At 52.9% G+C, this 21,909-nt stretch carries 22 protein-coding genes, 2 tRNA genes and 1 other RNA gene; 13 read left to right on the forward strand and 12 right to left on the reverse strand.

Features of this window, described 5'->3' with window-relative positions:
- Nucleotides 1-300 precede the first annotated feature (300 nt).
- Both FVB43_RS08815 and FVB43_RS08820 read left to right on the forward strand, forming a co-directional pair.
- Complete coding sequence (locus tag FVB43_RS08815) at nucleotides 301-1,050, forward strand: MipA/OmpV family protein (protein WP_133841856.1); 750 nt, start codon at nucleotides 301-303, stop codon at nucleotides 1,048-1,050.
- Nucleotides 1,051-1,132: 82 nt separating this feature from the next.
- A complete protein-coding gene (locus tag FVB43_RS08820; RefSeq protein WP_167863796.1) occupies nucleotides 1,133-1,984 on the forward strand; it encodes an aldo/keto reductase in 852 nt (283 codons plus the stop codon).
- 53 nt (nucleotides 1,985-2,037) lie between these two features.
- Here FVB43_RS08820 and FVB43_RS08825 read toward each other — a convergent pair whose 3' ends face one another.
- The gene (locus tag FVB43_RS08825) at nucleotides 2,038-2,916 is read right to left on the reverse strand and encodes a D-hexose-6-phosphate mutarotase (RefSeq protein WP_133841858.1); all 879 of its coding nucleotides are present in this window, start codon (nucleotides 2,914-2,916) and stop codon (nucleotides 2,038-2,040) included.
- Between the two features lie 70 nt (nucleotides 2,917-2,986).
- Nucleotides 2,987-3,982: a glyceraldehyde-3-phosphate dehydrogenase gene (gene gapA / locus FVB43_RS08830; RefSeq protein WP_166653688.1), complete on the reverse strand. Its 996-nt coding sequence runs from the start codon at nucleotides 3,980-3,982 to the stop codon at nucleotides 2,987-2,989.
- 341 nt (nucleotides 3,983-4,323) lie between these two features.
- On the opposite strand from gapA, the gene msrB reads away from it, so the two are divergent.
- Complete coding sequence (gene msrB / locus FVB43_RS08835) at nucleotides 4,324-4,734, forward strand: peptide-methionine (R)-S-oxide reductase MsrB (RefSeq protein ID WP_159336546.1); 411 nt, start codon at nucleotides 4,324-4,326, stop codon at nucleotides 4,732-4,734.
- Between the two features lie 8 nt (nucleotides 4,735-4,742).
- Entirely contained in the window at nucleotides 4,743-5,021 is a 279-nt protein-coding gene (locus FVB43_RS08840; protein WP_133841861.1) for a YeaC family protein, read from the forward strand.
- A gap of 76 nt (nucleotides 5,022-5,097) precedes the next feature.
- Here the strand turns inward: FVB43_RS08840 and pncA are convergent, their stop codons facing one another.
- From pncA to sppA, 3 genes are all read right to left on the reverse strand, one after another.
- A complete protein-coding gene (gene pncA, locus FVB43_RS08845) occupies nucleotides 5,098-5,712 on the reverse strand; it encodes a bifunctional nicotinamidase/pyrazinamidase (RefSeq protein ID WP_167863797.1) in 615 nt (204 codons plus the stop codon).
- Between the two features lie 16 nt (nucleotides 5,713-5,728).
- The gene (gene ansA, locus FVB43_RS08850) at nucleotides 5,729-6,742 is read right to left on the reverse strand and encodes an asparaginase (RefSeq protein ID WP_133841863.1); all 1,014 of its coding nucleotides are present in this window, start codon (nucleotides 6,740-6,742) and stop codon (nucleotides 5,729-5,731) included.
- A gap of 102 nt (nucleotides 6,743-6,844) precedes the next feature.
- The gene (gene sppA / locus FVB43_RS08855) at nucleotides 6,845-8,701 is read right to left on the reverse strand and encodes a signal peptide peptidase SppA (protein WP_133841864.1); all 1,857 of its coding nucleotides are present in this window, start codon (nucleotides 8,699-8,701) and stop codon (nucleotides 6,845-6,847) included.
- A gap of 193 nt (nucleotides 8,702-8,894) precedes the next feature.
- Between sppA and FVB43_RS08860 the strand changes: the two genes are divergently transcribed.
- The 4 genes from FVB43_RS08860 to FVB43_RS08875 are packed head-to-tail and all read left to right on the forward strand — an operon-like array spanning nucleotide 8,895 to nucleotide 12,760.
- A complete protein-coding gene (locus FVB43_RS08860; protein WP_133841865.1) occupies nucleotides 8,895-9,446 on the forward strand; it encodes an NAD(P)H nitroreductase in 552 nt (183 codons plus the stop codon).
- Nucleotides 9,447-9,455: 9 nt separating this feature from the next.
- Nucleotides 9,456-10,502 (forward strand): selenide, water dikinase SelD, encoded by a 1,047-nt coding sequence (gene selD / locus FVB43_RS08865; protein ID WP_422718018.1) that lies wholly within the window; start codon nucleotides 9,456-9,458, stop codon nucleotides 10,500-10,502.
- Nucleotides 10,503-10,520: 18 nt separating this feature from the next.
- Nucleotides 10,521-12,443 carry a DNA topoisomerase III gene (locus FVB43_RS08870; protein ID WP_133841866.1) on the forward strand — a complete coding sequence of 641 codons (1,923 nt, stop codon included), beginning with the start codon at nucleotides 10,521-10,523 and terminating at the stop codon, nucleotides 12,441-12,443.
- Complete coding sequence (locus tag FVB43_RS08875) at nucleotides 12,443-12,760, forward strand: YnjH family protein (protein ID WP_133842143.1); 318 nt, start codon at nucleotides 12,443-12,445, stop codon at nucleotides 12,758-12,760. Before FVB43_RS08870 ends, FVB43_RS08875 begins: the two co-directional genes overlap by 1 nt.
- A gap of 67 nt (nucleotides 12,761-12,827) precedes the next feature.
- On the opposite strand, the gene xthA is transcribed toward FVB43_RS08875, so the two are convergent.
- From xthA to FVB43_RS08905, 6 genes are all read right to left on the reverse strand, one after another.
- A complete protein-coding gene (gene xthA / locus FVB43_RS08880) occupies nucleotides 12,828-13,631 on the reverse strand; it encodes an exodeoxyribonuclease III (RefSeq protein WP_133841867.1) in 804 nt (267 codons plus the stop codon).
- Nucleotides 13,632-13,765: 134 nt separating this feature from the next.
- Nucleotides 13,766-13,894: non-coding RNA, RtT sRNA (locus FVB43_RS08885), on the reverse strand.
- A 40-nt stretch (nucleotides 13,895-13,934) separates the two neighbouring features.
- A tRNA-Tyr gene (locus FVB43_RS08890) sits at nucleotides 13,935-14,019 on the reverse strand.
- A 71-nt stretch (nucleotides 14,020-14,090) separates the two neighbouring features.
- Nucleotides 14,091-14,175 (reverse strand) — tRNA-Tyr (locus FVB43_RS08895).
- 144 nt (nucleotides 14,176-14,319) lie between these two features.
- Nucleotides 14,320-15,168, reverse strand: coding sequence for a formyltetrahydrofolate deformylase (gene purU / locus FVB43_RS08900; RefSeq protein ID WP_133841868.1), 849 nt, complete (start codon nucleotides 15,166-15,168; stop codon nucleotides 14,320-14,322).
- A 39-nt stretch (nucleotides 15,169-15,207) separates the two neighbouring features.
- Nucleotides 15,208-15,669, reverse strand: a complete 462-nt coding sequence (locus FVB43_RS08905; protein ID WP_167863798.1) for a YchJ family protein — start codon at nucleotides 15,667-15,669, stop codon at nucleotides 15,208-15,210.
- A gap of 106 nt (nucleotides 15,670-15,775) precedes the next feature.
- On the opposite strand from FVB43_RS08905, the gene rssA reads away from it, so the two are divergent.
- The 5 genes from rssA to FVB43_RS08930 all read left to right on the forward strand — a co-directional run bounded on the left by rssA (nucleotide 15,776) and on the right by FVB43_RS08930 (nucleotide 21,286).
- The gene (rssA, locus tag FVB43_RS08910; protein WP_159336549.1) at nucleotides 15,776-16,684 is read left to right on the forward strand and encodes a patatin-like phospholipase RssA; all 909 of its coding nucleotides are present in this window, start codon (nucleotides 15,776-15,778) and stop codon (nucleotides 16,682-16,684) included.
- 95 nt (nucleotides 16,685-16,779) lie between these two features.
- Nucleotides 16,780-17,793 carry a two-component system response regulator RssB gene (rssB, locus tag FVB43_RS08915; protein ID WP_133841871.1) on the forward strand — a complete coding sequence of 338 codons (1,014 nt, stop codon included), beginning with the start codon at nucleotides 16,780-16,782 and terminating at the stop codon, nucleotides 17,791-17,793.
- A gap of 194 nt (nucleotides 17,794-17,987) precedes the next feature.
- Complete coding sequence (gene galU / locus FVB43_RS08920) at nucleotides 17,988-18,896, forward strand: UTP--glucose-1-phosphate uridylyltransferase GalU (protein WP_133841872.1); 909 nt, start codon at nucleotides 17,988-17,990, stop codon at nucleotides 18,894-18,896.
- Between the two features lie 26 nt (nucleotides 18,897-18,922).
- Nucleotides 18,923-20,263, forward strand: coding sequence for a UDP-glucose dehydrogenase family protein (locus tag FVB43_RS08925; protein ID WP_133841873.1), 1,341 nt, complete (start codon nucleotides 18,923-18,925; stop codon nucleotides 20,261-20,263).
- A gap of 15 nt (nucleotides 20,264-20,278) precedes the next feature.
- Entirely contained in the window at nucleotides 20,279-21,286 is a 1,008-nt protein-coding gene (locus FVB43_RS08930) for an NAD-dependent epimerase (RefSeq protein WP_133841874.1), read from the forward strand.
- A 135-nt stretch (nucleotides 21,287-21,421) separates the two neighbouring features.
- Here FVB43_RS08930 and hns read toward each other — a convergent pair whose 3' ends face one another.
- The gene (hns, locus tag FVB43_RS08935) at nucleotides 21,422-21,829 is read right to left on the reverse strand and encodes a histone-like nucleoid-structuring protein H-NS (RefSeq protein ID WP_133842144.1); all 408 of its coding nucleotides are present in this window, start codon (nucleotides 21,827-21,829) and stop codon (nucleotides 21,422-21,424) included.
- Nucleotides 21,830-21,909: the final 80 nt, after the last annotated feature.

A 21,909-nucleotide genomic window follows, 5' to 3' on the forward strand; every position in this document is an offset into this window, starting at 1 on the left:
TGGTCACTCTGCTCGTTGGAATTTAGCGTCTTATAAATAAGCGTAGATCGCATTTAGGAAATTTCCTGATTTGCTGAGCATTTTCAATGAAATTTCAATAACAAAGTTATAAACCAGCTATACCATCCCCTTAGTGGATGCGGGCTGACGGGTTTTTGTAAACCTCAACAACTGGCATCTGCAACCGCATTCTTTCGGGTTATTGATTATATGTGCTACTAATAATGTAAATGTATGACTCAATACGACCATACTGTTTAGACTAATGACCGATTGTTATATTAATGGACTGAATAAATTGTGAACCAATTCAAACTTACAGCGCTTACTGCACTTTTACCTGTCTGTTTTGCTGCGCCTCTCGCACAAGCCAATCCGTTAACGTTGGGCGCGTCGCTGCTCTATAGCCAGAGCCCTTATAAAAGCGGTCAGGACCGTTACTATCCGGTTCCCATCATCAATTATGAGGGCGACAGCTTCTATATCCGTAGCCTTCAGGCCGGGTATTTCCTGTGGAAAGACCAGCAGGACCAGCTGTCTCTGACCGTCCTTGGTTCGCCGCAGAACTATGATCCGGATGATGTCGATGACGGGGATATGAAATCGCTGAATAAGCGCCATATGACCCTGATGGGTGGCCTGGCGTATCGTCACTCAGCCGACTGGGGCATCGTGCGCACCACGCTGGTGGGTGACATGCTGGACAACAGTAACGGCATTATCTGGGACCTGACCTACCTGTATCGCTTTGAATTCGGCCAGTTTAACCTGACACCGGGTATCGGCGCGTTATGGAACAGCTCAAACCAGAACGGGTATTATTATGGTATCTCGTCAGCGGAATCCCGCCGCAGCGGGCTGGATCGTTACGATCCGGACAGCAGCTGGAGCCCGTACGTTGAGTTGACCGCAGGCTGGGCCATCAGTCAGAACTGGAATGCGACCCTTTCAGGTCGTTACAGCCGTCTTGCTGATGAAATTAAAGACAGCCCGATGGTGGACAGAGATTCACAGATGTTGTTGTGGACCGGGGTAAGCTATACCTTCTGATGCCATCACTCTGCACTAAAAAAGGGCGCTCTGCGCCCTTTTTTATCATGGTGGCGCCCTAAAAAAGTGCATGGAGAGAAAGATGAACCGAGTCGTCACGTTTGCCGATGGCACCGAGCTGCCTGTGATAGGTCAGGGTACATGGTTTATGGGGGAAGACGCTGCTCAACATCATCAGGAGGTCGCTGCTTTGCAAGCCGGGCTGGAGCGGGGTCTGAAGCTGATCGATACCGCCGAGATGTATGCCGATGGCGGCGCTGAAAGGGTGGTGGGTGAGGCCTTGCGCGGGCGTCGTGACCAGGCGTATCTGGTCTCCAAAGTTTATCCGTGGAATGCCAGTGAGGTGGATGCTGTTGATGCCTGTGAGCGCAGCCTGACACGCTTGAACACCGATTATCTCGATCTCTATCTTCTGCACTGGCGGGGAAATATTCCGCTGGAAGAGACGCTACGTGCGATGCAAACACTGCAACAACAGGGAAAAATTCGCCGCTGGGGGGTGTCTAATTTTGACAGCGATGATCTCCACGAGTTACTTGCTGAAGAAGGCGGCGCGCAGTGCGCTACTAACCAGGTGCTTTACCATCTGGCATCCCGTGGAATTGAGTATGATTTGCTGCCTGACTGTCAGCAGCTGGCGATGCCGCTGATGGCTTATTGCCCCCTGGCGCAGGCGGGTCGATTACGCACAGAGCTGATGAGTCACCCGACGCTGACCCGAATTGCACAACAAAAGGGCATCAGCATGGCGCAGCTGCTGCTGGCGTGGGTGATCCGTAAAGAAGGAGTGATGGCGATCCCGAAAGCGAGCAGCATTGCGCATGTTGATGACAATGCTGCGGCGCTCGGGGTGGTACTGACCAGCGAGGAACTGGCACTGATCAATCAGGCATTCCCACCGCCAGAAACAAAGCAACCGCTGGATGTGGTCTGAGTCCGGGGCAGGCAGAGCAGGGGCGGCCCGAAAAGGGTCACTCCGGTCTATTCTTAACGCTTACTGCGCACCCGGAAGGTGGTCGCCAGGCGGGCAGGTTGTTCACCCGCGCTTTTCATCGGCTGACTGACATGGGCCGTTTCCACGCACACCATGGTCTTAAAACCTTCGTTAGCCATATCACTCATACTGCATGACAGCTCCGCGCCGGGATTCCATGTGACAACGTCACTTTGATGATGGTGGTAAACCTCAATTACACGCTGACCCGTCTTATCGTCAATCACGCTGCAATCTGCCGGTTGGGTATAGATGCGGTCAATGCGTTGCGGGTAGGTTTGCTTACCTTCCGCTGAGGTGCCGGTGACTCCGTTGTTGACCTTGTCGATATAACTCGGACCTAGGCCGCTGACTTCAACACCGGCGATGTCAGCCACTTCAAAGTAGCTGTGCAGTGCGGCGGTGGCATCGAAGTCACCGTGGGCTTCCAGTTCAATCTCACAGCGATCGCTGAAGCGGAAACGGGCAAACAGCGTAAAATCGTGCGGCCAGAATTTCTTCGTTTGTTCACTGCTTTTTAATTCGAAGGTCAGCATCACGCTGTTTTCATTTTCATCGTGAGCGGTCAGCGTCCACGGCAGGATACGGGCAAAGCCATGCGCAGGTTCGCCAGCCGGGCCAAACCACGGCCAGCAGATCGGCACACCACCGCGGATAGCTTTACCCACATTCCAGGCGGTTTTATCGCTTAACCAGATCACCGGTTTTTCACCGGCAGGTTGCCAGGCAATCAGCTGGGCACCCTGTAACGTCACGGCAGCACGCACTTTAGGATGCGCCACGACGACAACGGGTAATTCGCCAACCTGACGCTGAGAGAGGTAAGGGGTAATCTGGTTAATCACGGGCAGTGAAAAGAGTTTCTCGTTCATGAGTCAGCCTTCTGAAATTTAACCATAAAAAAAGGGCGACTTCCGTCGCCCTCAGTCTCATTCACGTCGCTTATTTAGCGATGTGAGCAACCAGGTCCAGGACCTTGTTGGAGTAACCAGTTTCGTTATCGTACCAGGAAACCAGTTTAACGAAAGTATCGCTCAGTGCGATACCCGCTTTCGCATCGAAGATAGAAGTCAGTGTTTCACCGTTGAAATCGGTAGAAACTACTTCGTCTTCGGTGTAACCCAGAACGCCTTTCATCTCGCCTTCGGCAGCCGCTTTAATCACAGCACAAATTTCTTTGTAAGATGCTGGTTTAGCCAGACGTGCAGTCAGGTCAACAACAGAAACGTTAGGAGTAGGAACGCGGAACGCCATGCCGGTCAGTTTGCCGTTCAGCTCAGGAATCACTTTACCTACCGCTTTAGCAGCACCGGTAGAAGAAGGGATGATGTTCTGAGATGCGCCGCGGCCGCCGCGCCAGTCTTTGTGAGACGGGCCATCAACGGTTTTCTGAGTCGCGGTAGTTGCGTGAACAGTGGTCATCAGTGCTTCAACGATACCGAAGTTGTCGTTGATCACTTTAGCCAGTGGTGCCAGGCAGTTGGTGGTACAGGACGCGTTAGAAACGATATCCTGGCCAGCATATGACTTGTGGTTTACACCCATAACGAACATTGGGGTGTCATCTTTAGATGGGCCAGTCAGTACAACTTTCTTCGCGCCAGCTTCGATGTGTTTACGTGCAGTTTCGTCAGTCAGGAAGATACCGGTCGCTTCTGCAACCACATCGACGCCTACTGCATCCCACTTCAGGTTAGCCGGGTCACGCTCAGCGGTAACACGGATGGTTTTGCCGTTAACAACCAGATGGCCGTCTTTGACTTCCACGGTGCCTTTGAAACGGCCGTGAGTTGAGTCGTATTTCAGCATGTAAGCCATGTACTCTGCGTCCAGCAGATCGTTGATTGCAACGATTTCTACATCAGAACGTTCCTGAGCAGCACGGAAAACGATGCGACCGATACGGCCAAAACCGTTGATACCTACTTTGATAGTCATATATTCCACCAGCTTGTTGATAGTGAATAAAAGGTTGGCTGTAAAATTACAAAAACCATACCAGGCGTCAAGCGGAATCGTGTCAATTGTTGCGACAAATCAAACTGTCGACCAGGAATTATTCAACACAAAACCTATTTCTTGACGCATGAACACCATTGATCTTGGGGCAAGTTGCCCGGATATAAAGGGGTGATGGATCCAAAGGGTGATCTGCGTCACAAATTCAACGCTGACTGGATCACCTTGTGCACCCGATACGAAAAATTCACCTGCTCTTGTTAAGTATTTGTTAGAATACTAGCCGATAATTTCAGAATAACACTGCCAGAGAGTCTAACATGGCTAAAGATGATACACCTTTCTCACCCGAAAATGTGTTAACCGAGATGCAGCGCTACGTGACCCAGCAGCGCGGCACAGAACCGCCGTATTCCGGCAAATTGCTGCATAACAAGCACGAAGGCATTTATCACTGCCTGGTTTGCCAGGCACCGTTGTTTCTGTCCGGGTCAAAATATGATTCAGGCTGCGGCTGGCCCAGCTTCTATGAGCCCTACAGTGATGATGCGATTCGCTATCTGGAAGATGACACTCATGGCATGCAACGCATTGAAATCCGATGCGGAAGCTGTGATTCTCACCTTGGTCATGTGTTCCCGGATGGCCCACAGCCGACGGGTGAGCGCTTCTGCGTCAACTCCGCTTCGTTGAGTTTTACTGACGAAGACGGCAACAGTACTCAGGGCTAGGAGTCGCGATGGAACTGGATGAAATGATTGCCAGTATGACACCAGACGTGTATCAGCGACTGGTGACGGCGGTAGAGACTGGCAAGTGGGCTGATGGCGTGGCACTGACGCCGGAGCAGAAAGAGAACAGCTTACAATTAGTCTTGCTGTGGCAGGCGCGTCACAATGAAAACCCGCAACATATGAGTGTCGCGAAAGGCGGGGAAATCGTGATGAAAAGTAAGAAACAGCTCAAAGAAGAGTTCGGGATCAGCGACGATGCGATCACGCGAATAAAACTCCAGTAAATTATTCCTTCCGGAATAATTCGTCCTGGTGGTATGACCGTGTGGGCCTCAGACCCGCCCGGTCATTTTGTAGCCTTTAGATAATTTTCGCGCCCGCCAGGGCCATTTCGGCCAGGGCTTTCTGGCTGTCATCAGCCTGCAAATTGACCCCACGGCATCCGGCGCTCACCAGAGTGACCTGATAGCCCAGCGCCAGTGCATCCAGCACGCTGTATTTAACACAGTAATCTGTTGCCAGCCCCATGACCGTCAGCGCCGTGATGCCGTTCTCCTGGAGCCAGGCATGTAACGGCGTCTGGTGACGCTGGCCGTTATCATAAAACGCACTGTAGCTGTCGATATCCGGATTCTCGCCTTTGCATACCTGCAGTGTCAGCAGCGCCTGGTTAAGCTGAGGGTGCAACTGCGCGCCGTGGCTGTGCTGCACGCAATGATCCGGCCACCACACTTGCGGCAGGCCGTGAAGCTCACCGAGGGTCCCAGGCTGCGTGCCAGCGCTGCTGGCAAAACTACCGTGCCCAGCCGGATGCCAGTCCAGCGTGGCAATCACCGGCTCACCGCGCTGGTGGAACTCGGCAGCGAGGCGGTTTCCCACCGCAATCGTCTGATCGCCGTCACTGACAGCCAGCGCGCCACCAGAACAAAAGTCATTTTGCAGATCAATCAACAACAACGCCTGGCGGTCACGCATCAGTTACTCCGTTGGATTAGTCCGGGGTGAGTTCACCACGCAGGTTTTGTTTCATCAGCTGACGAATTTCGTCACTGGTCAGGTCCTGGCTCAGAAGGAAGTGCAGTTTGGTCAGTGTAGCCTCAACGGTCAGGTCGGCACCACTCACCACGCCAGCCAGGGCCAGAGCGTTTCCGGTGGCGTAACCCCCCATATTGACCTTACCGGACATGCACTGCGTGAGGTTAACGACCACAATGCCGCGATCGGAAGCCTCTTTCAGCTCCTGCAGGAACTCTTTGTTCTGCGGAGCATTCCCGACGCCATAAGAACGCAGGATCAGTGCTTTTACCGGCTGTTGCAGGAAGTTACGCACCACGGCAGCAGAAATGCCCGGATAGATTGTCACCACGCCAATCGGCTGCGGTGTAATCGGATGCACGATCAGCGCTCCCTGGCCTGCAGGTGCGGCAGGGGTATTCAGACGACGAATATGGATACCGGCTTCCAGCAGCGGGGCGAGGTTTGGCGAATCAAACGCATTGAAACCGTCAGCGTGCGCTTTGGTGGTGCGGTTACCGCGATAAAGCGTGTTATTGAAGAATAACGTCACTTCGTTAATCGGATAATTTGCGGCAACAAACAGTGAGTTCAGCAGATTTTGCTGGCCGTCGGAGCGCAGTTGCTCCAGTGGGATCTGTGAGCCTGTCACAATCACCGGCTTGGCCAGGTTTTCCAGCATGAACGACAGCGCAGAGGCCGTAAAGGCCATGGTGTCGGTGCCGTGCAAAATGACAAAGCCATCGTAATTGTCATAATTCTGACGAATGTCATCCGCAATCGATTGCCAGTCCTGCGGAGTCATATCCGAGGAGTCAATCAGCGGCTGGTATTCATGGATGGTGAAATCAGGCATCTCCGGGCGGTGAAACTCCGGCATATTGGCCAGCTGACGTTGCAGATGGCCGGAGACCGGAATAAAGCCGTGTTCAGAGCGCTGCATACCGATCGTACCGCCCGTATAGGCGACGTAAATGGATTTCTTTTGCATTAGTAAACTCAAGACTTGCCAAAAAAGCGCAGTATAAGGGGAAAGGAGAGGAAAAGCAGCCCGACCAGATGGCGTCGGGCTGAATAGTGATCGCGGTCACCGCTATTTGACGTTACCGCAGCTCAGACAGAATGCGTAACGGTTCTGAGGATCATTCAGATCGTTCATCAGTCCTGGCTGATCCTTCATGGCATTCATCACATCCATCATTGGAGCGGGCAGCCAGGCTTTCAGCGTTTCAGGTAACGCCGCATGTGCAGAGGCATCGACCTGGCTGAACAGCACCTCAATCAGGCTGGGGTCATTCTGATACCAGCTGAGCTGCGGCTGCGTGAGTTTAGCCAGCTCTGCAGCTTTGGCGACGGCATCGTCAAAGTCACCCAGGGCATCGACCAGTCCGTTCGCTTTCGCGTCACTGCCGGTCCAGACATGGCCCTGTGCAATCTGGTCAATCTGTTCCGGTGTTTTGTTGCGTGACGTTGCCACCAGGTTAAGGAAGTTTTTATAGCCGTTCTCGATGCTTAACTGCATCAACTGCTGCACTTCCGTCGGCAGCGCCTTGGTGCTGGCAATATCAGCCAGCGGTGAGGTCGCTACGCCGTCCGTGTGCACGCCAATAGCATCCAGCGAGTTCTCAACGGTGTTGATCACGCCGAAAATGCCGATGGAGCCGGTCAGCGTATTCGGGCTGGCAATGATGTAGTTAGCCGGTGTAGAGACCCAGTAACCGCCTGAGGCTGCCATACCGCCCATCGAAACGACTACCGGCTTACCGGCTGCCTTCGCAGCTGCCAGCTCCTCACGGATAGTTTCAGAGGCCGTCACGCTGCCGCCCGGGCTGTTCACGCGGAAGACGATAGCTTTGATTTTCGGATCAAGGCGGGCATCACGGATTTCCATTGCAGTGGTGTCACCGCCCACGCTGCCTGGTGTCTCTTCGCCATCCATAATCGCGCCATTAGCCATGATCACCGCGATGTTGCCATCGGTGGTCGGGGCATTTTTCAGCGGATAGTCATAAATACTGGTGCCGTTATAGTCTTTCGCCTGTTTATCCCAGCCGAATGTTTTCACCAGTTGCTGATCCACGGTGGACGGAGAGGCCAGTTCATCCACCAGTTTGGCGTCTTTGGCATACTGAGCGGTATCGCCACCGACTTTCTGCAGGCCATCCAGCACGCCCTGTGCACCCGGGAAGACCTGATCTGCGGTGATCTGACGGTTGGCCGCCAGCGTATTCACATAGTTTTGCCACAGCTCACCGACCCAGCGGCTGTCGGCATCGCGTGCCGCAGGTGACATATCATCACGCAGGAAAGGCTCAACCGCTGATTTATAGGTCCCGACGCGGAAGACATGGGAACTGACTTTCAGTTTATCCAGCAGCGTTTTGTAGTAGAGACCATTGGTGGCAAAGCCATGCAGATCGACCGTACCCTGTGGGGAGAGGTAAATCTTATTCGCAAAACTGGCGAGATAATATTGTGCCTGGCTGTAGCTGTCGCCGGTAGCGTAGATCGGTTTGCCGCTGTCGCGGAACTCGCGCAGTGCCTTACCAATATATTGCAGTGACGGCTGGTCAGCGCCCGCAAAATTGCGCAGATCCAGTACCATGCCGGTAATTTTGGCATCGCCTTTGGCCTGGCGAATCGCATCCACCACGTCAAACAGTGAGTTTTCTTTCAGGCGATCGCTGCTGGCACCCAGCAGCTGGCGGCCCAGTTTACTCATGGTGTTGCTGACAGACGGTTTGTCGACCACCACACCGCTGAGGTCGACGGTCAGTGCGCCTTTCTGAACATCGGCAGGCGTACTGGCGCTGTTAAACTGGAACCAGAGACCCGCGCCCACCAGGATCAGTAGAATAAGGAAAAGGTTGAGAATAAATTCGCGTACGAAATTCAGCACCCGCCAAGTCCACTTAAAAAAATTAGCGATAATTCGCCACAAGACGCGCATAAACTCTCCATAATCGCAATGAAATACCCGATACGCGTGATGTCGATGACAGCGTAACCGCTAAACCGGGCCGTAATAGCTCACATCCTAATTAGCAGTGGCGTAATTGTCAGCAGGAAAAAGCGCAATGCTGTAACAAAACATCATCCTGTGCTAGTTTCTGCGGGATACAAATTATTATCAGGAGGAAGTTATGGACGCTCTGGAATTACTGGTTAACCGCCGCTCTGCATCCCGTCTGGCTGCGCCAGCTCCGACAGGTGAAGCGCTGGAAAACATTCTGCAGGCAGGTATGCGTGCTCCCGATCACGGCACCTTACAGCCGTGGCGTTTTATCATCATTGAAAATGAAGGGCGCGATCGCTTCAGTGCGCTGCTGGAAAACGTCTCGCGTGATGCACAGCTGGATGATAAAGCCATTGAAAAAGCGCAGCAGGCGCCGTTCCGTGCTCCGATGATTATTACCGTGGTGGCTCACTGTGAAGAGCACCCCAAAGTCCCGCACTGGGAGCAGGTGGTTTCTGCTGGCTGCGCCGTGATGGCAATGCAGATGGCCGCAGCGGCACAGGGTTTTAACGGCATCTGGCGCAGTGGTGCCTGGACAGAAGACGAAGCGGTACGCCAGGCATTTGGTTGCCGTGCACAGGATGCGATAGTCGGTTTCCTCTATCTGGGTACGCCGCAGTTGAAATCCTCTACCACTATCCAGTCGCCAGACAGCGCGCCATTCGTCAGCTATTTCTGAGTGATGCAGATGAACGAGAACACGATTCGTCTGACGCAGTACAGCCATGGAGCAGGCTGCGGATGTAAAATTTCCCCGGCGGTGCTGGATCGTATTCTGCACAGCGATCACCCGCTGCGCAAAGATCCCAATTTGCTGGTGGGAAATGAAACCCGCGATGATGCGGCCGTGTACGACCTGGGTAACGGCACCTCAGTGGTCAGCACCACCGATTTTTTCATGCCAATCGTCGACGATCCCTACGATTTCGGACGTATTGCTGCGACTAACGCCATCAGTGATATCTGGGCGATGGGCGGCAAACCGATTATGGCGATTGCCATTCTGGGCTGGCCGGTTAACGTACTGGCACCGGAAATTGCGCGTAGAGTGATAGAAGGTGGGCGCAACGTCTGTGAACAGGCGGGGATCAGCCTGGCGGGGGGGCACTCTATTGATGCGCCGGAGCCAATCTTCGGCCTGGCTGTCACGGGCATTGTCAATACCGACCAGGTAAAACGTAACAGCGAAGCCTTGCCGGGCTGCCGCCTTTATCTCACCAAACCCTTAGGGATTGGTATCCTGACCACCGCAGAGAAGAAATCGTTGCTGCGTCAGGAGCACCAGGGCCTTGCGACGGCCACCATGTGCCAGCTTAATCAGATCGGTGCGGCCTTCGCGGCTGAAGCGGGGGTCAGTGCCATGACGGATGTGACCGGCTTTGGTTTACTGGGGCATCTGAGCGAGATGTGTCAGGGTGCCGGATTGCATGCCGATCTGTGGTTCCACGCGATCCCGCGTTTGCCGGGCGTTGAAGAGTATATTTCCCTGGGATGTGTGCCTGGTGGCACCGGGCGTAACTTTGCCAGCTACGGTCAGTTGGTGGGGCCCATGAGCGATATGCAGCGTCATCTGTTGTGCGACCCGCAAACCTCGGGTGGCCTGTTACTCGCCGTTTTACCGGGCGCGGAAGCCGCCGTTGAGGCGATGGCGACCGCACATGCTATTTCGCTAACACCGATTGGCGAACTCCTGACGGCGCAGGCCGAAAGGGCCGTTATTGAAGTCAAACCCTGAGCAGGAATTCACCCCCGGATGCGTTTGTTTATTGCCGAAAAACCCAGCCTTGCCCGTGCTATTGCGGATGTCCTGCCGAAACCACATCGCCGTGGTGATGGTTATATTGCCTGTGGCCCCGACCAGGTGGTGACCTGGTGCGTGGGGCATCTGTTAGAACAGGCGCAACCTGACAGTTATAACAGCCGGTTCGCCCGCTGGTCGCTGGCGGATCTGCCTATTGTGCCGGAGAAGTGGCAGTTGAAGCCGCGACCATCCGTCGCCAAACAGCTCAATGTGATTAAAGGCTTGCTGGAGCAGGCCAGTGAAGTGGTTCATGCGGGGGACCCGGACCGTGAAGGTCAGCTCCTGGTCGATGAAGTGCTGGACTACCTCACCATGCCGGTAGAAAAGCGGGCAAAGGTACAACGCTGCCTGATTAACGATCTCAACCCGCAGGCGGTGGAAAGAGCCATTACGCGACTACGCGAAAACCGCGAATTTATTCCTCTGTGCGTTTCTGCGCTGGCGCGTTCACGCGCCGACTGGCTGTACGGCATCAATATGACGCGCGCCTATACCCTGCTGGGGCGTAATGCAGGCTACGATGGCGTACTGTCCGTGGGGCGTGTCCAGACACCGGTGCTCGGGCTGGTGGTCCGCCGTGATGAAGAAATTGAAAACTTCGTGGCGAAAGATTTTTTTGAAGTGAAAGCGCATATCGTTACGCCAAAGGATGAACGATTTGTCGCGTTGTGGCAGCCCAGTGACTCCTGTGAGCCTTATCAGGATGAAGAGGGGCGTTTGCTGCATCGCCCGTTGGCGGACCATGTAGTGGCGCGTATTGATGGCCAGCCCGCGCTGGTCACCAGCTATAACGACAAGCGTGAGAACGATACTGCACCGTTGCCGTTCTCATTGTCGGCATTACAGATTGAAGCGGGTAAACGTTTTGGGCTGAGCGCGCAGGTTGTTCTCGATACCTGTCAGCGTCTGTATGAAACCCATAAGCTGATCACTTACCCGCGTTCTGACAGCCGCTATCTGCCCGACGAGCACTTTGCCGGGCGTCAGGCGGTACTGAATGCCATCAATGCCCATCAGCCCGATCTGACACCACCCGCTGATTTCAACAGCGATCAAAAAAATCGCTGCTGGGATGATAAAAAGGTAGATGCTCACCACGCCATTGTCCCAACAGCACGCAGCAGCCGGGTCTCTTTGACGGAGAACGAACAGCAGATCTACCGGCTGATCGCCACCCAGTATCTGATGCAGTTCTGCCCGGATGCGGTCTATCGTAAGTGCGTGATCGAGCTGGATATCGCAGGCGGCAAGTTTGTGGCGAAGGCGCGTTTCCTTGCTGAAGCGGGCTGGCGTGCGCTGCTGGGCAGCAAAGAGCGTGATGAAGAGAACGATGGCACGCCGCTGCCCGTGGTGGCGAAGGGCGATGAGCTGCTGTGCGAGCGCGGGGAAGTGATCGATAAGCAAACCCAGCCGCCGCGCCCCTTCACCGATGCCACGTTACTGTCGGCGATGACGGGCATTGCACGCTTTGTTCAGGATAAAGATCTCAAGAAAGTGCTACGTGCGACCGATGGTTTAGGAACGGAAGCTACGCGCGCCGGCATTATCGAGCTGTTGTTTAAACGCACGTTCTTATTTAAGAAAGGGCGTTATATCCACTCCAGCCCGGCGGGACGCGCGTTAATCCATTCACTGCCGGAGATGGCCGCGCGGCCGGATATGACCGCGCAGTGGGAGTCAACGCTGACTAAAATCAGTGAGAAGCAGTGCCGCTATCAGGACTTTATGTTCCCGCTGGTAGAGACACTGCACAGTCTTATCCACCAGGCGCGACAGCAACCCGCTGCGCATGCCTTCCGGGGCTTACCGGCACCATCGACAAACAAAGCGAAAAAACCGCGCCGTAAGGCGGCAAAAGAGAAGGAAAGCGAGTGATGAAATTGCGTCTGGCTATGTTACTGCTGCTTGCTATCAGCGCCCCAACGATGGCCGAACGTTACATCAGTAACGGTCATGGTAATAATAATGGTAATAACGGCGGCGGAAATGCTGACGTCGTGGTCGATATGCCCCCGGAAGTCTGGACTCAGGGTAGCCGCAACAGTCAGCCTCCGTGTCAACGCTGCTGTATCTATGAGAACCAGAGCTATACCGAGGGGGCCGTACTGAAAAGTGAAGGGGTGCTGTTGCAGTGTGTGCGTGATGAGCAATCGCTGGGAACAAACAATCTTATCTGGCGTATTGTGAAGTAACAGGCATCATTGTTGATGTTGCAGGGCGATGGACCGCCGCCCTGCAACATGACATCAGTACGATGAATTACAGTGAAAACTCTGCCCAAATCGGCGCATGGTCTGACGGTTTTTCCATCCCACGAATATCATAATCAATCCCGGTTGCGATGCAGCGCTCCGCCAGTGGTTTGCTGGCCAGCACCAGATCAATACGCAATCCGCGGTTGTCATCAAAACCCTTAGAACGGTAGTCGAACCATGAGAAACGGTCGTTAGCGTCCGGATTCTGCGCACGCCATGTATCAACCAGCCCCCAGTTCATCAGACGATCCATCCATTCACGTTCTTCCGGCAGGAAAGAGCACTTGCCGGTGCGTAACCAGCGCTTGCGGTTCTCTTCACCGATGCCGATATCCAGGTCGGTGCTGCTGATATTCATATCGCCCATGATCAGAATCTGATTGTCGGTGCTTTGCTGCTCGAGATAGCTTTGCAGGTCGCGATAGAATTTCTCTTTTGCCGGGAATTTGGTCGCATGGTCACGGCTTTCGCCCTGAGGGAAATAACCATTCAGCACGGTCACAATGCCGGATGCGGTCGGGATATCGGCCATGATCATACGACGCTGAGCATCTTCATCATCACCGTCAAAGCCACGGCGCACGGCCAGTGGCTCTGCTTTGGTCATCAGCGCTACGCCGTAGTGGCCTTTCTGCCCGTGGTAAAACACGTGGTAGCCGAGTTTAGCGACCTCTTCGAGGGGGAACATATCGTCGTGAACTTTCGTTTCTTGCAGGCCGATGACATCCGGCTGATGCTGCTCAACGATTGCTTGTAACTGATGAGGGCGTGCACGCAGCCCATTGATATTAAAAGAAAGAAATTTCATAGCACAGGCCATTTTGCGTGGAAAAAGTGGGCGGAATGGTAGCAGGTTTTGCCAGCAGAAAGAAATATTGCTGCGATTGATAAAGGGGATATGAAAGTGTGGAACAAGTTTGGAGGTGTTTAGGTATCTGAAGATGGTGGTGGGGGAAGGATTATTCGTCGCGTCGCTCCTCACCCTTCGGGCCGCCATAAATGGCGTTGTCTCACTGCGTTCGACGCAAACCTTCGGTCGAAGCTTCTCATTCTTCCCCAACGGGAATATGAAAGTGTGGAACAAGTTTGGAAGTGTTTAGGTATCTGAAGATGGTGGTGGGGGAAGGATTCGAACCTTCGAAGTCGATGACGGCAGATTTACAGTCTGCTCCCTTTGGCCGCTCGGGAACCCCACCAGGGGAAGCGTGTTAACAAGTTCAGTATCTTTGCTGGGGAAGCGTAACAGCGTCGCTGCGCGCTCCAGAAATGGTGGTGGGGGAAGGATTCGAACCTTCGAAGTCGATGACGGCAGATTTACAGTCTGCTCCCTTTGGCCGCTCGGGAACCCCACCACTGGCCTGATTACTGTGCTTGTTAAGCGGGGCGCATCATATCAAATGAAGTGATGCTGTAAAGCCCCGTTTTGCATAAAACAGCGTGTTTGCCGTTTTTTTGCCCGGGATGCTGTTTTGTCAGACAAAACAGCATCATCCGGCTCACAAAATGATGGTGCGGTTGCCGTAAACAAACACGCGCTGGGCCAGTACCTGGTAGAGAGCACGGCTCAGGGCATTTTTCTCAACGTCACGACCCGCGCGCATCATATCTTCAGCAGTGTAGGTGTGATCAACATGGATCACGTCCTGCATAATGATCGGGCCTTCATCCAGATTGTCATTCACGTAGTGCGCCGTTGCACCAATGATCTTCACACCGCGCTCATAGGCCTGATGATAAGGGCGCGCACCGATAAAGGCGGGCAAGAATGAGTGGTGGATATTGATAATCTGATTTGGATAACGCTGCACAAAGCCCGGCGTCAGCACGCGCATATATTTTGCCAGCACAACATAATCAGGCTGATAGCGGTCAATTTCCGCAGCCATATTATTATCATGCTCTTCGCGGGTTAAGCCTTCATGGCTGACCAGAACGAAGGGAATGTCAAAACGCTCAACCAGCGTGCGCAGCGTGTCATGGTTACCAATCACGGCGGCAATTTCGACATCCAGACCACCGTAGGCGCTTTTCATCAGCAGGTCGCCCAGGCAGTGCGCTTCTTTCGTCACCAGAATGACAATTCGGCGACGGCCGGCGGGTTGCAGCTCACGCACGGATCCAACGGGCAGGGCGCTGTCGAGATCGGCCAGCAGCGTACTGTCGTTAAAGATGCCTTCCAGCTCAGTGCGCATAAAGAAGCGCCCGGTGCGATGATCAACAAACTCATTGTTTTGCACAATGTTCAGTTCGTGTTTGTAGCAAATATTGGTGATTTTCGCGATCAACCCTTTAGCATCAGGGCAGATAGTGCGTAGAACTTTACGTTGCAGTGTTTGCGCTTGCATTGCGATGGTAATCCTGTCGATACAAAAGGGAAATCCGGGTCACGACTGACCGCAGCATTTCTTGTATTTTTTGCCAGAACCACAAGGGCACTGGTCATTACGCCCGATTGGCGGGAAAGTTCCGTCAATATAGTACCAGCGTTGTTCCTCACGAAGAAAGCGCGAACGTTCATGAATAAAACTTTCACGCCCATTTTCCGTAAATCGGGCAAAAAATGTCACATAACCCTGGGGTTTATCCGGCAATATTTCACTGCTAAGAATGGTTAATCCCCGCCAGTGAGTGTGAGCATAGCTCTCTTCAATACTGGCTGAGAATCGTTCTGCGTGGCACGACGGATGCCAGGTTGCCACCAGATAAGCCGTATCATGCTTCACATAAGCACTATAGCGCGAGCGCATCAGGCTTTCTGGTGTGGCAGGGAGAGCGTTCCCGTTTAGATACGATTCGCAACATAGGCTATACTGCAATCCGCTACCGCACGGACAATGTTCAGACACGTTGACTCCGGAAGTTTTATAACAGGTAAGAAGATTTTCAGGCGTCATGATAACCGGGCAGACGCGGTGATGCCATTTTGTTCGTTGAGCACTGGCCAGAGGTGGAATGAGACAGGTAAAAATCGGGCTTGCGCTGGGATCGGGAGCAGCCAAAGGATGGGCGCACATTGGTGTAATTAATGCCCTTGAACGTGCCGGAATTCGAATTGACGTGGTAGCAGGATGCTCCGTTGGCGCGCTGGTGGGCGCTGCCTATGCCACTCAGCGCCTGCCGCTGATGGAACGCTGGGTGCGTTCTTTCAGCTACTGGCAGGTCATTCGCCTGATGGATTTCTCCTGGCAGCGTGGCGGGTTAATCCGTGGCGAACGCGTCTTCAGTCATGTCCGTAGTTTGATCAACTGCGACACTATCCAGCAGTGCGACCTGCCTTTTGGTGCCGTAGCGACGAACCTCAGCACCGGGCGCGAGCTGTGGCTGACGGAAGGCGATCTGCATCAGGCCGTACGTGCTTCCTGTAGTATGCCAGGCTTACTGGCGCCGGTGAGCTGGAATGGCTACTGGCTGGTGGATGGTGCGGTCGTCAATCCTGTTCCTATCTCTCTGACGCGCGCGTTGGGAGCAGATATCGTTATTGCGGTCGACCTTCAGCATGATGCACATCTTATGCAGCAGGAACTTTTCTCCGTAACGCCAGAATCGGATGGCGATACTCACTTACCTGCACCAAACAGTTGGAGCGGTAGACTGCGCCAGCGTATCGGGCGCATCACGTCGCGTAAAATGCAGTATACGCCCGGCGCGATGGAGATCATGTCCACCTCTATTCAGGTTCTGGAAAACCGGCTTAAGCGTAATCGCATGGCTGGGGATCCTCCTGATGTACTGATACAACCACTCTGTCCGCAAATCTCCACTCTGGATTTTCACCGGGCAGAGGAAGCGATTGAAGCGGGGAGATTATCCGTTGAGAAAAAAATGGACGAACTGTTACCGCTGGTGCGTGACAGACAATAGCGTGGTCGATTAAGCATGCTACTTCAGGCAATTCTGAGAGGCGCAAAAGGCGTTTATAGACCACTATTGAGGTATCTGTCATGCAGGGGGACACAATGGAAAAGCCATTAAGCGGAAAACATATTCTCATCGTCGAGGACGAAGTCGTTTTCCGGTCCCTGCTGGATAATTTCCTCACTGCATTGGGCGCTATTGTCACTCTGGCGGATGACGGCGTCCATGCTCTTGAAACCATGACGCATTCGCTTCCCGACCTGATGATTTGTGACCTCGCCATGCCGCGCATGGGCGGCATTCAACTGGTTGAGCATGTGCGTAGCAAGGGCGGAACACTGCCTATCCTCGTTATCTCAGCCACGGAGAACATGTCGGACATTGCGCATGTTCTGCGTCTGGGCGTGCAGGATGTCCTGCTTAAGCCTGTAAAAGACCTTGGGCGCCTGCGCGAAGCTGTTTTTGAATGCCTCTATCCCTCAATGTTTACCTCTAAAGTGGAAGAGGATGAGCAATTGTTTCAGGACTGGGACGCGCTGGTCAGCGATCCTAAGGCTGCCGCAAAACTGTTGAAAGAACTGCAACCCCCCGTGCAACAGACGATTGCCCACTGCCGGGTGAACTATCGTCAGCTCACCATGGCCGAACAGCCAGGACTGGTGCTGGATGTCGCAGCGTTGTCAGAGAAAGATCTGGCTTTCTACTGTCTGGATGTCACCCGGGCAGGCGACAACGGGGTGCTGGCTGCCTTGTTATTGCGGGCACTGTTTAATGGCCTGTTGCAGGAACAGTTGTCAGGGCAGGGACCGCGTTTACCCGAACTGGGTGCATTACTTAAACAGGTCAATCTTTTATTGCGTCAGGCCAACCTGAAAGGGCAATTTCCGTTGCTGGTTGGCTATTACCACCAGGGTTTAAAGAACCTGATTCTGGTTTCTGCTGGTTTAAACGCCACTCTCAATGTTCATCCTCATCAAATTCAGTTGAGCAACGGTGTCCCTCTTGGCACGCTCGGCGGTACACATCTTAATCAAATTAGCCAGCGTTGTGATGCCTGGCAATGTCAGGTATGGGGCGCCGGAGGGCGGCTGCGCCTGATGTTGTCTACAGAATGACCACCCCGTGACTATTTTCATCTGGCCCTGGCAGACAGGGCCAGAGATAAGCTTTACACTTGGGTAATAGTCTTAATTTGCGCTGAAATGGTCTAACCAGGATAAATCCGCGTGGGTTCAACTGGTATACTCACTTCGTTTTTTAACTCGACATATCAAGTAATAACTTGAACGGCCTAAAGAGAGGTACTTTGATGTCTGCCTATAAGTCCAAAGTAAAAAAAGCGGTTATCCCGGTTGCTGGTTTGGGAACGCGTATGTTACCTGCCACAAAAGCGATTCCAAAAGAGATGCTGCCGCTGGTTGATAAGCCGCTGATTCAGTATGTCGTAAACGAATGTATCGCCGCAGGAATTAATGAAATTGTGCTGGTTACGCACTCTTCCAAAAACTCCATCGAAAACCACTTCGACACCAGTTTTGAGCTGGAAGCGATGCTGGAAAAACGTGTTAAGCGTCAGCTGTTGGAAGAGATCCAGTCCATCTGCCCTCCGCACGTCACCATCATGCAGGTCCGTCAGGGTCTGGCAAAAGGCCTGGGCCACGCTGTCATGTGTGCCTGGCCGGTGATTGGTAATGAGCCTGTTGCGGTGATCCTGCCCGATGTGATTATCGACGAATACGAATCTGACCTGTCTAAAGAAAACCTGGCAGAGATGATGAAGCGCTTCGACGAAACCGGTCATAGCCAGATTATGGTTGAGCCGGTAGCGGACGTAACGGCCTATGGCGTTGTTGATTGCCAGGGCGCAGAGCTGAAGCCAGGCGACAGCGCCCCGATGGTCGGTGTGGTCGAGAAGCCAAAAGCGGACAAAGCACCTTCCAACCTCGCGGTTGTAGGTCGCTACATTCTGTCTGCGGATATCTGGCCACTGCTGGCGAAAACCCCTCCAGGTGCGGGTGATGAAATCCAGTTGACGGATTCTATCGCTATGCTGATGGAGAAAGAGACCGTAGAAGCTTACCACCTGAAAGGTGTGAGCCACGACTGTGGTAACAAACTGGGCTACATGCAGGCTTTCGTTGAGTACGGTGTGCGTCACAACACACTGGGCAGCGATTTTAAAGCCTGGCTGGAAACCACCGTCGGTAATAAAAAGTAAGTTTAATTTCTAACCGGGACAATTCAATGAAAGTCACCGTATTTGGTATCGGCTATGTTGGTCTGGTTCAGGCTGCAGTTCTGGCCGAAGTCGGACATGACGTTCTTTGCATCGATGTCGACGAGAACAAAGTCGAGAATCTGAAGAAAGGGATCATTCCTATATTTGAACCGGGCCTGACGCCGCTGGTTATGCAGAACTATGAGGCGGGTCGCCTGAAATTCTCCACGAACGCCGAAGATGGCGTCAACCATGGTGTTATGCAGTTTATCGCTGTTGGTACGCCTCCGGATGAAGATGGTTCGGCTGACCTGAAATATGTTACAGCGGTTGCGCGTACTATCGCGCAGCACATGAAAGACCACAAAGTGGTGCTGGACAAGTCAACCGTTCCAGTCGGTACGGCTGACCGTGTGCGTCAGGTCATGGAAGAAACCCTGAAAGGGCGCGGCGTTTCGCTGACCTTTGATGTGGTCTCTAACCCTGAATTCCTGAAAGAAGGTGCGGCAGTCAGCGACTGTATGCGCCCGGAACGTATCGTTATCGGTACGGACAATGATGACGTTGTCGAGCTGCTGCGTGAGCTGTACGAGCCGTTCAATCGTAATCACGATCGTATGATCTTGATGGATATTCGTAGTGCTGAACTGACCAAGTATGCAGCAAACTGCATGCTGGCGACTAAAATCAGCTTTATGAACGAAATCTCCAACCTCGCCGAGCGCCTGGGTGCAGATGTTGAAAAAGTCCGTCAGGGAATTGGTTCTGATTCGCGCATTGGCTACTCGTTCATCTATCCGGGCTGCGGTTACGGTGGTTCCTGCTTCCCGAAAGATGTGCAGGCACTGATTCGCACCGCTGAGCAGATTGGCTACACGCCACGTCTGTTGAAAGCCGTGGAAGACGTTAACGATTCGCAGAAAAATAAGCTGCCAACCTTTATCAAGCGTCATTTTGGTGAAAATTTGCAGGGCAAAACCTTTGCCGTGTGGGGGCTGTCATTTAAGCCAAACACCGATGACATGCGTGAAGCCTCCAGTCGTGTTCTGATGGAAGCATTATGGCAGGCAGGGGCAACGGTTCAGGCCTTTGATCCAGAAGCCATGGACGAAGCACAGCGCATCTATGGTCACCGCAGCGATCTGAAGCTGATGGGAACCAAAGAAGCGGCACTTCAGGGAGCAGATGGCCTGGTTATCTGTACTGAATGGCAAAACTTCCGTGCGCCTGATTTTGATGTGATTAAAAATGCTCTGAAAGAACCCGTGATTTTTGATGGTCGTAACCTGTATGATCCAGAAAGAATCAGCAAACGCGGTTTTGTTTATTATGCAATCGGCCGCGGAGCATCTCTACAAATTGCATAATTAAACGAGGGTAGTATGAAATATCTGGTCACCGGCGCAGCAGGCTTCATTGGCTTTCATGTCACGCAACGTCTGCTTGCCGCCGGTCACCAGGTTGTCGGGCTCGACAACCTGAATGATTATTATGATGTTAATCTCAAGATGGCACGTCTTGATTTGATTAATACTCACCCCGAATTCACCTTTGTGAAAGGCGATCTTGCCGACCGTGAAGGGATAGCCGAACTGTTCCGCAACCAGCGCTTCCAACGCGTTATCCACCTTGCCGCACAGGCAGGTGTCCGTTACTCACTGGAAAACCCACTGGCCTACGCAGACGCTAACCTCATTGGCCATCTTAATATTCTGGAAGGGTGCCGCCACAATAAAGTGGAACATCTGCTGTATGCTTCTTCCAGTTCAGTCTATGGCCTCAATCGTAAAATGCCATTCTCGACGGATGACTCCGTTGACCATCCTGTATCGCTGTATGCGGCGACCAAGAAGGCGAATGAGCTGATGTCGCATACTTATTCTCATCTCTACGGTATTCCCACCACGGGGCTGCGCTTCTTTACAGTATATGGTCCCTGGGGACGTCCGGATATGGCGCTGTTTAAGTTTACCCGCGCTATTCTTGCGGGTGAAAAAATCGACGTTTATAACCACGGACAGATGCGCCGCGACTTTACCTATATTGATGATATTGCCGAGGCGGTTGTACGCCTGCAGGACGTCATTCCGCACGCAGATAAAGACTGGACGGTGGAAACCGGCAGCCCGGCAACCAGCTCTGCACCTTACCGGGTATATAATATCGGCAACAGCCAGCCTGTGACGCTGATGGCGTATATTGAAGCGCTGGAAAAAGCACTGGGGCAGGTGGCTGAGAAAAATATGTTACCGATGCAGCCCGGTGATGTGATGGAAACCAGTGCCGATACCACGGCTTTATATCAGGTTATCGGCTTTAAGCCGAAAACGTCGGTAGAAGAGGGTGTGGCGAGCTTTGTCGACTGGTACAAAGGCTTTTACCCGGTTTAATTTGGGTTTGCGTAACTAAAGAAAAAGGAAGCCATCGGCTTCCTTTTTTTATCCGTGCCCGGTGATAACGACTAAAAATAGGACCAAAAAAACCCCATTTAATTATGGGGTAGTAGAAAAGGACCCTGAGCAGAATTACAGAAGAAAGTCTTCCAGCTTTTTGCCTTGCTCTTCAATGGCTTTTTTGATAACTGCTGGAGTACGACCCTGACCTGTCCAGGTTTTGCTTTCGCCATTCTCATCGATGTAAGAATATTTAGCAGGACGCGCAGCGCGTTTAGCTTTACCTGGTGCTTTAGCCGCGGCCAGAGTAGACAGTAATTCATTTGGATCAATACCATCAGCGATCAGCATATCGCGGTATTGCTGAAGTTTACGTGTACGTTCTTCAACTTCTGCCTGCGCCTGGTTATCTTCATCGCGACGTTCATTCACGACAACTTCCAGTTTTTCCAGCATTTCTTCCAGAGTTTCCAGGCTACATTCTCTTGCCTGAGCACGCAGTGTACGGATGTTGTTCAGAATTTTAAGTGCTTCGCTCATTGTCCAATTCTCTAAATTATATTGATAGGGATGTTTCTGCCTGATAATAATAGTGTTCGCCATTCGGAACTGCAATAGTT

The sequence above is a fragment of the Erwinia rhapontici genome (genome assembly GCF_012271765.1).
In the GTDB taxonomy this organism is placed as follows: Bacteria; Pseudomonadota; Gammaproteobacteria; order Enterobacterales; family Enterobacteriaceae; genus Erwinia; species Erwinia rhapontici.

Bases quoted from the DNA above. Each gene is read 5' to 3' on its own strand.
- selD (WP_422718018.1), top strand. From the start codon at position 9,456: ATGAACGAGAACACGATTCGTCTGACGCAGTACAGCCATGGAGCAGGC.
- gapA (WP_166653688.1), bottom strand. From the start codon at position 3,982: ATGACTATCAAAGTAGGTATCAACGGTTTTGGCCGTATCGGTCGCATC.
- sppA (WP_133841864.1), bottom strand. From the start codon at position 8,701: ATGCGCGTCTTGTGGCGAATTATCGCTAATTTTTTTAAGTGGACTTGG.
- hns (WP_133842144.1), bottom strand. From the start codon at position 21,829: ATGAGCGAAGCACTTAAAATTCTGAACAACATCCGTACACTGCGTGCT.
- FVB43_RS08875 (WP_133842143.1), top strand. From the start codon at position 12,443: ATGAAATTGCGTCTGGCTATGTTACTGCTGCTTGCTATCAGCGCCCCA.
- galU (WP_133841872.1), top strand. From the start codon at position 17,988: ATGTCTGCCTATAAGTCCAAAGTAAAAAAAGCGGTTATCCCGGTTGCT.
- FVB43_RS08870 (WP_133841866.1), top strand. From the start codon at position 10,521: ATGCGTTTGTTTATTGCCGAAAAACCCAGCCTTGCCCGTGCTATTGCG.
- FVB43_RS08925 (WP_133841873.1), top strand. From the start codon at position 18,923: ATGAAAGTCACCGTATTTGGTATCGGCTATGTTGGTCTGGTTCAGGCT.
- FVB43_RS08820 (WP_167863796.1), top strand. From the start codon at position 1,133: ATGAACCGAGTCGTCACGTTTGCCGATGGCACCGAGCTGCCTGTGATA.
- FVB43_RS08930 (WP_133841874.1), top strand. From the start codon at position 20,279: ATGAAATATCTGGTCACCGGCGCAGCAGGCTTCATTGGCTTTCATGTC.
- FVB43_RS08860 (WP_133841865.1), top strand. From the start codon at position 8,895: ATGGACGCTCTGGAATTACTGGTTAACCGCCGCTCTGCATCCCGTCTG.
- msrB (WP_159336546.1), top strand. From the start codon at position 4,324: ATGGCTAAAGATGATACACCTTTCTCACCCGAAAATGTGTTAACCGAG.
- xthA (WP_133841867.1), bottom strand. From the start codon at position 13,631: ATGAAATTTCTTTCTTTTAATATCAATGGGCTGCGTGCACGCCCTCAT.
- pncA (WP_167863797.1), bottom strand. From the start codon at position 5,712: ATGCGTGACCGCCAGGCGTTGTTGTTGATTGATCTGCAAAATGACTTT.
- FVB43_RS08825 (WP_133841858.1), bottom strand. From the start codon at position 2,916: ATGAACGAGAAACTCTTTTCACTGCCCGTGATTAACCAGATTACCCCT.
- ansA (WP_133841863.1), bottom strand. From the start codon at position 6,742: ATGCAAAAGAAATCCATTTACGTCGCCTATACGGGCGGTACGATCGGT.
- rssA (WP_159336549.1), top strand. From the start codon at position 15,776: ATGAGACAGGTAAAAATCGGGCTTGCGCTGGGATCGGGAGCAGCCAAA.
- FVB43_RS08840 (WP_133841861.1), top strand. From the start codon at position 4,743: ATGGAACTGGATGAAATGATTGCCAGTATGACACCAGACGTGTATCAG.
- rssB (WP_133841871.1), top strand. From the start codon at position 16,780: ATGGAAAAGCCATTAAGCGGAAAACATATTCTCATCGTCGAGGACGAA.
- purU (WP_133841868.1), bottom strand. From the start codon at position 15,168: ATGCAAGCGCAAACACTGCAACGTAAAGTTCTACGCACTATCTGCCCT.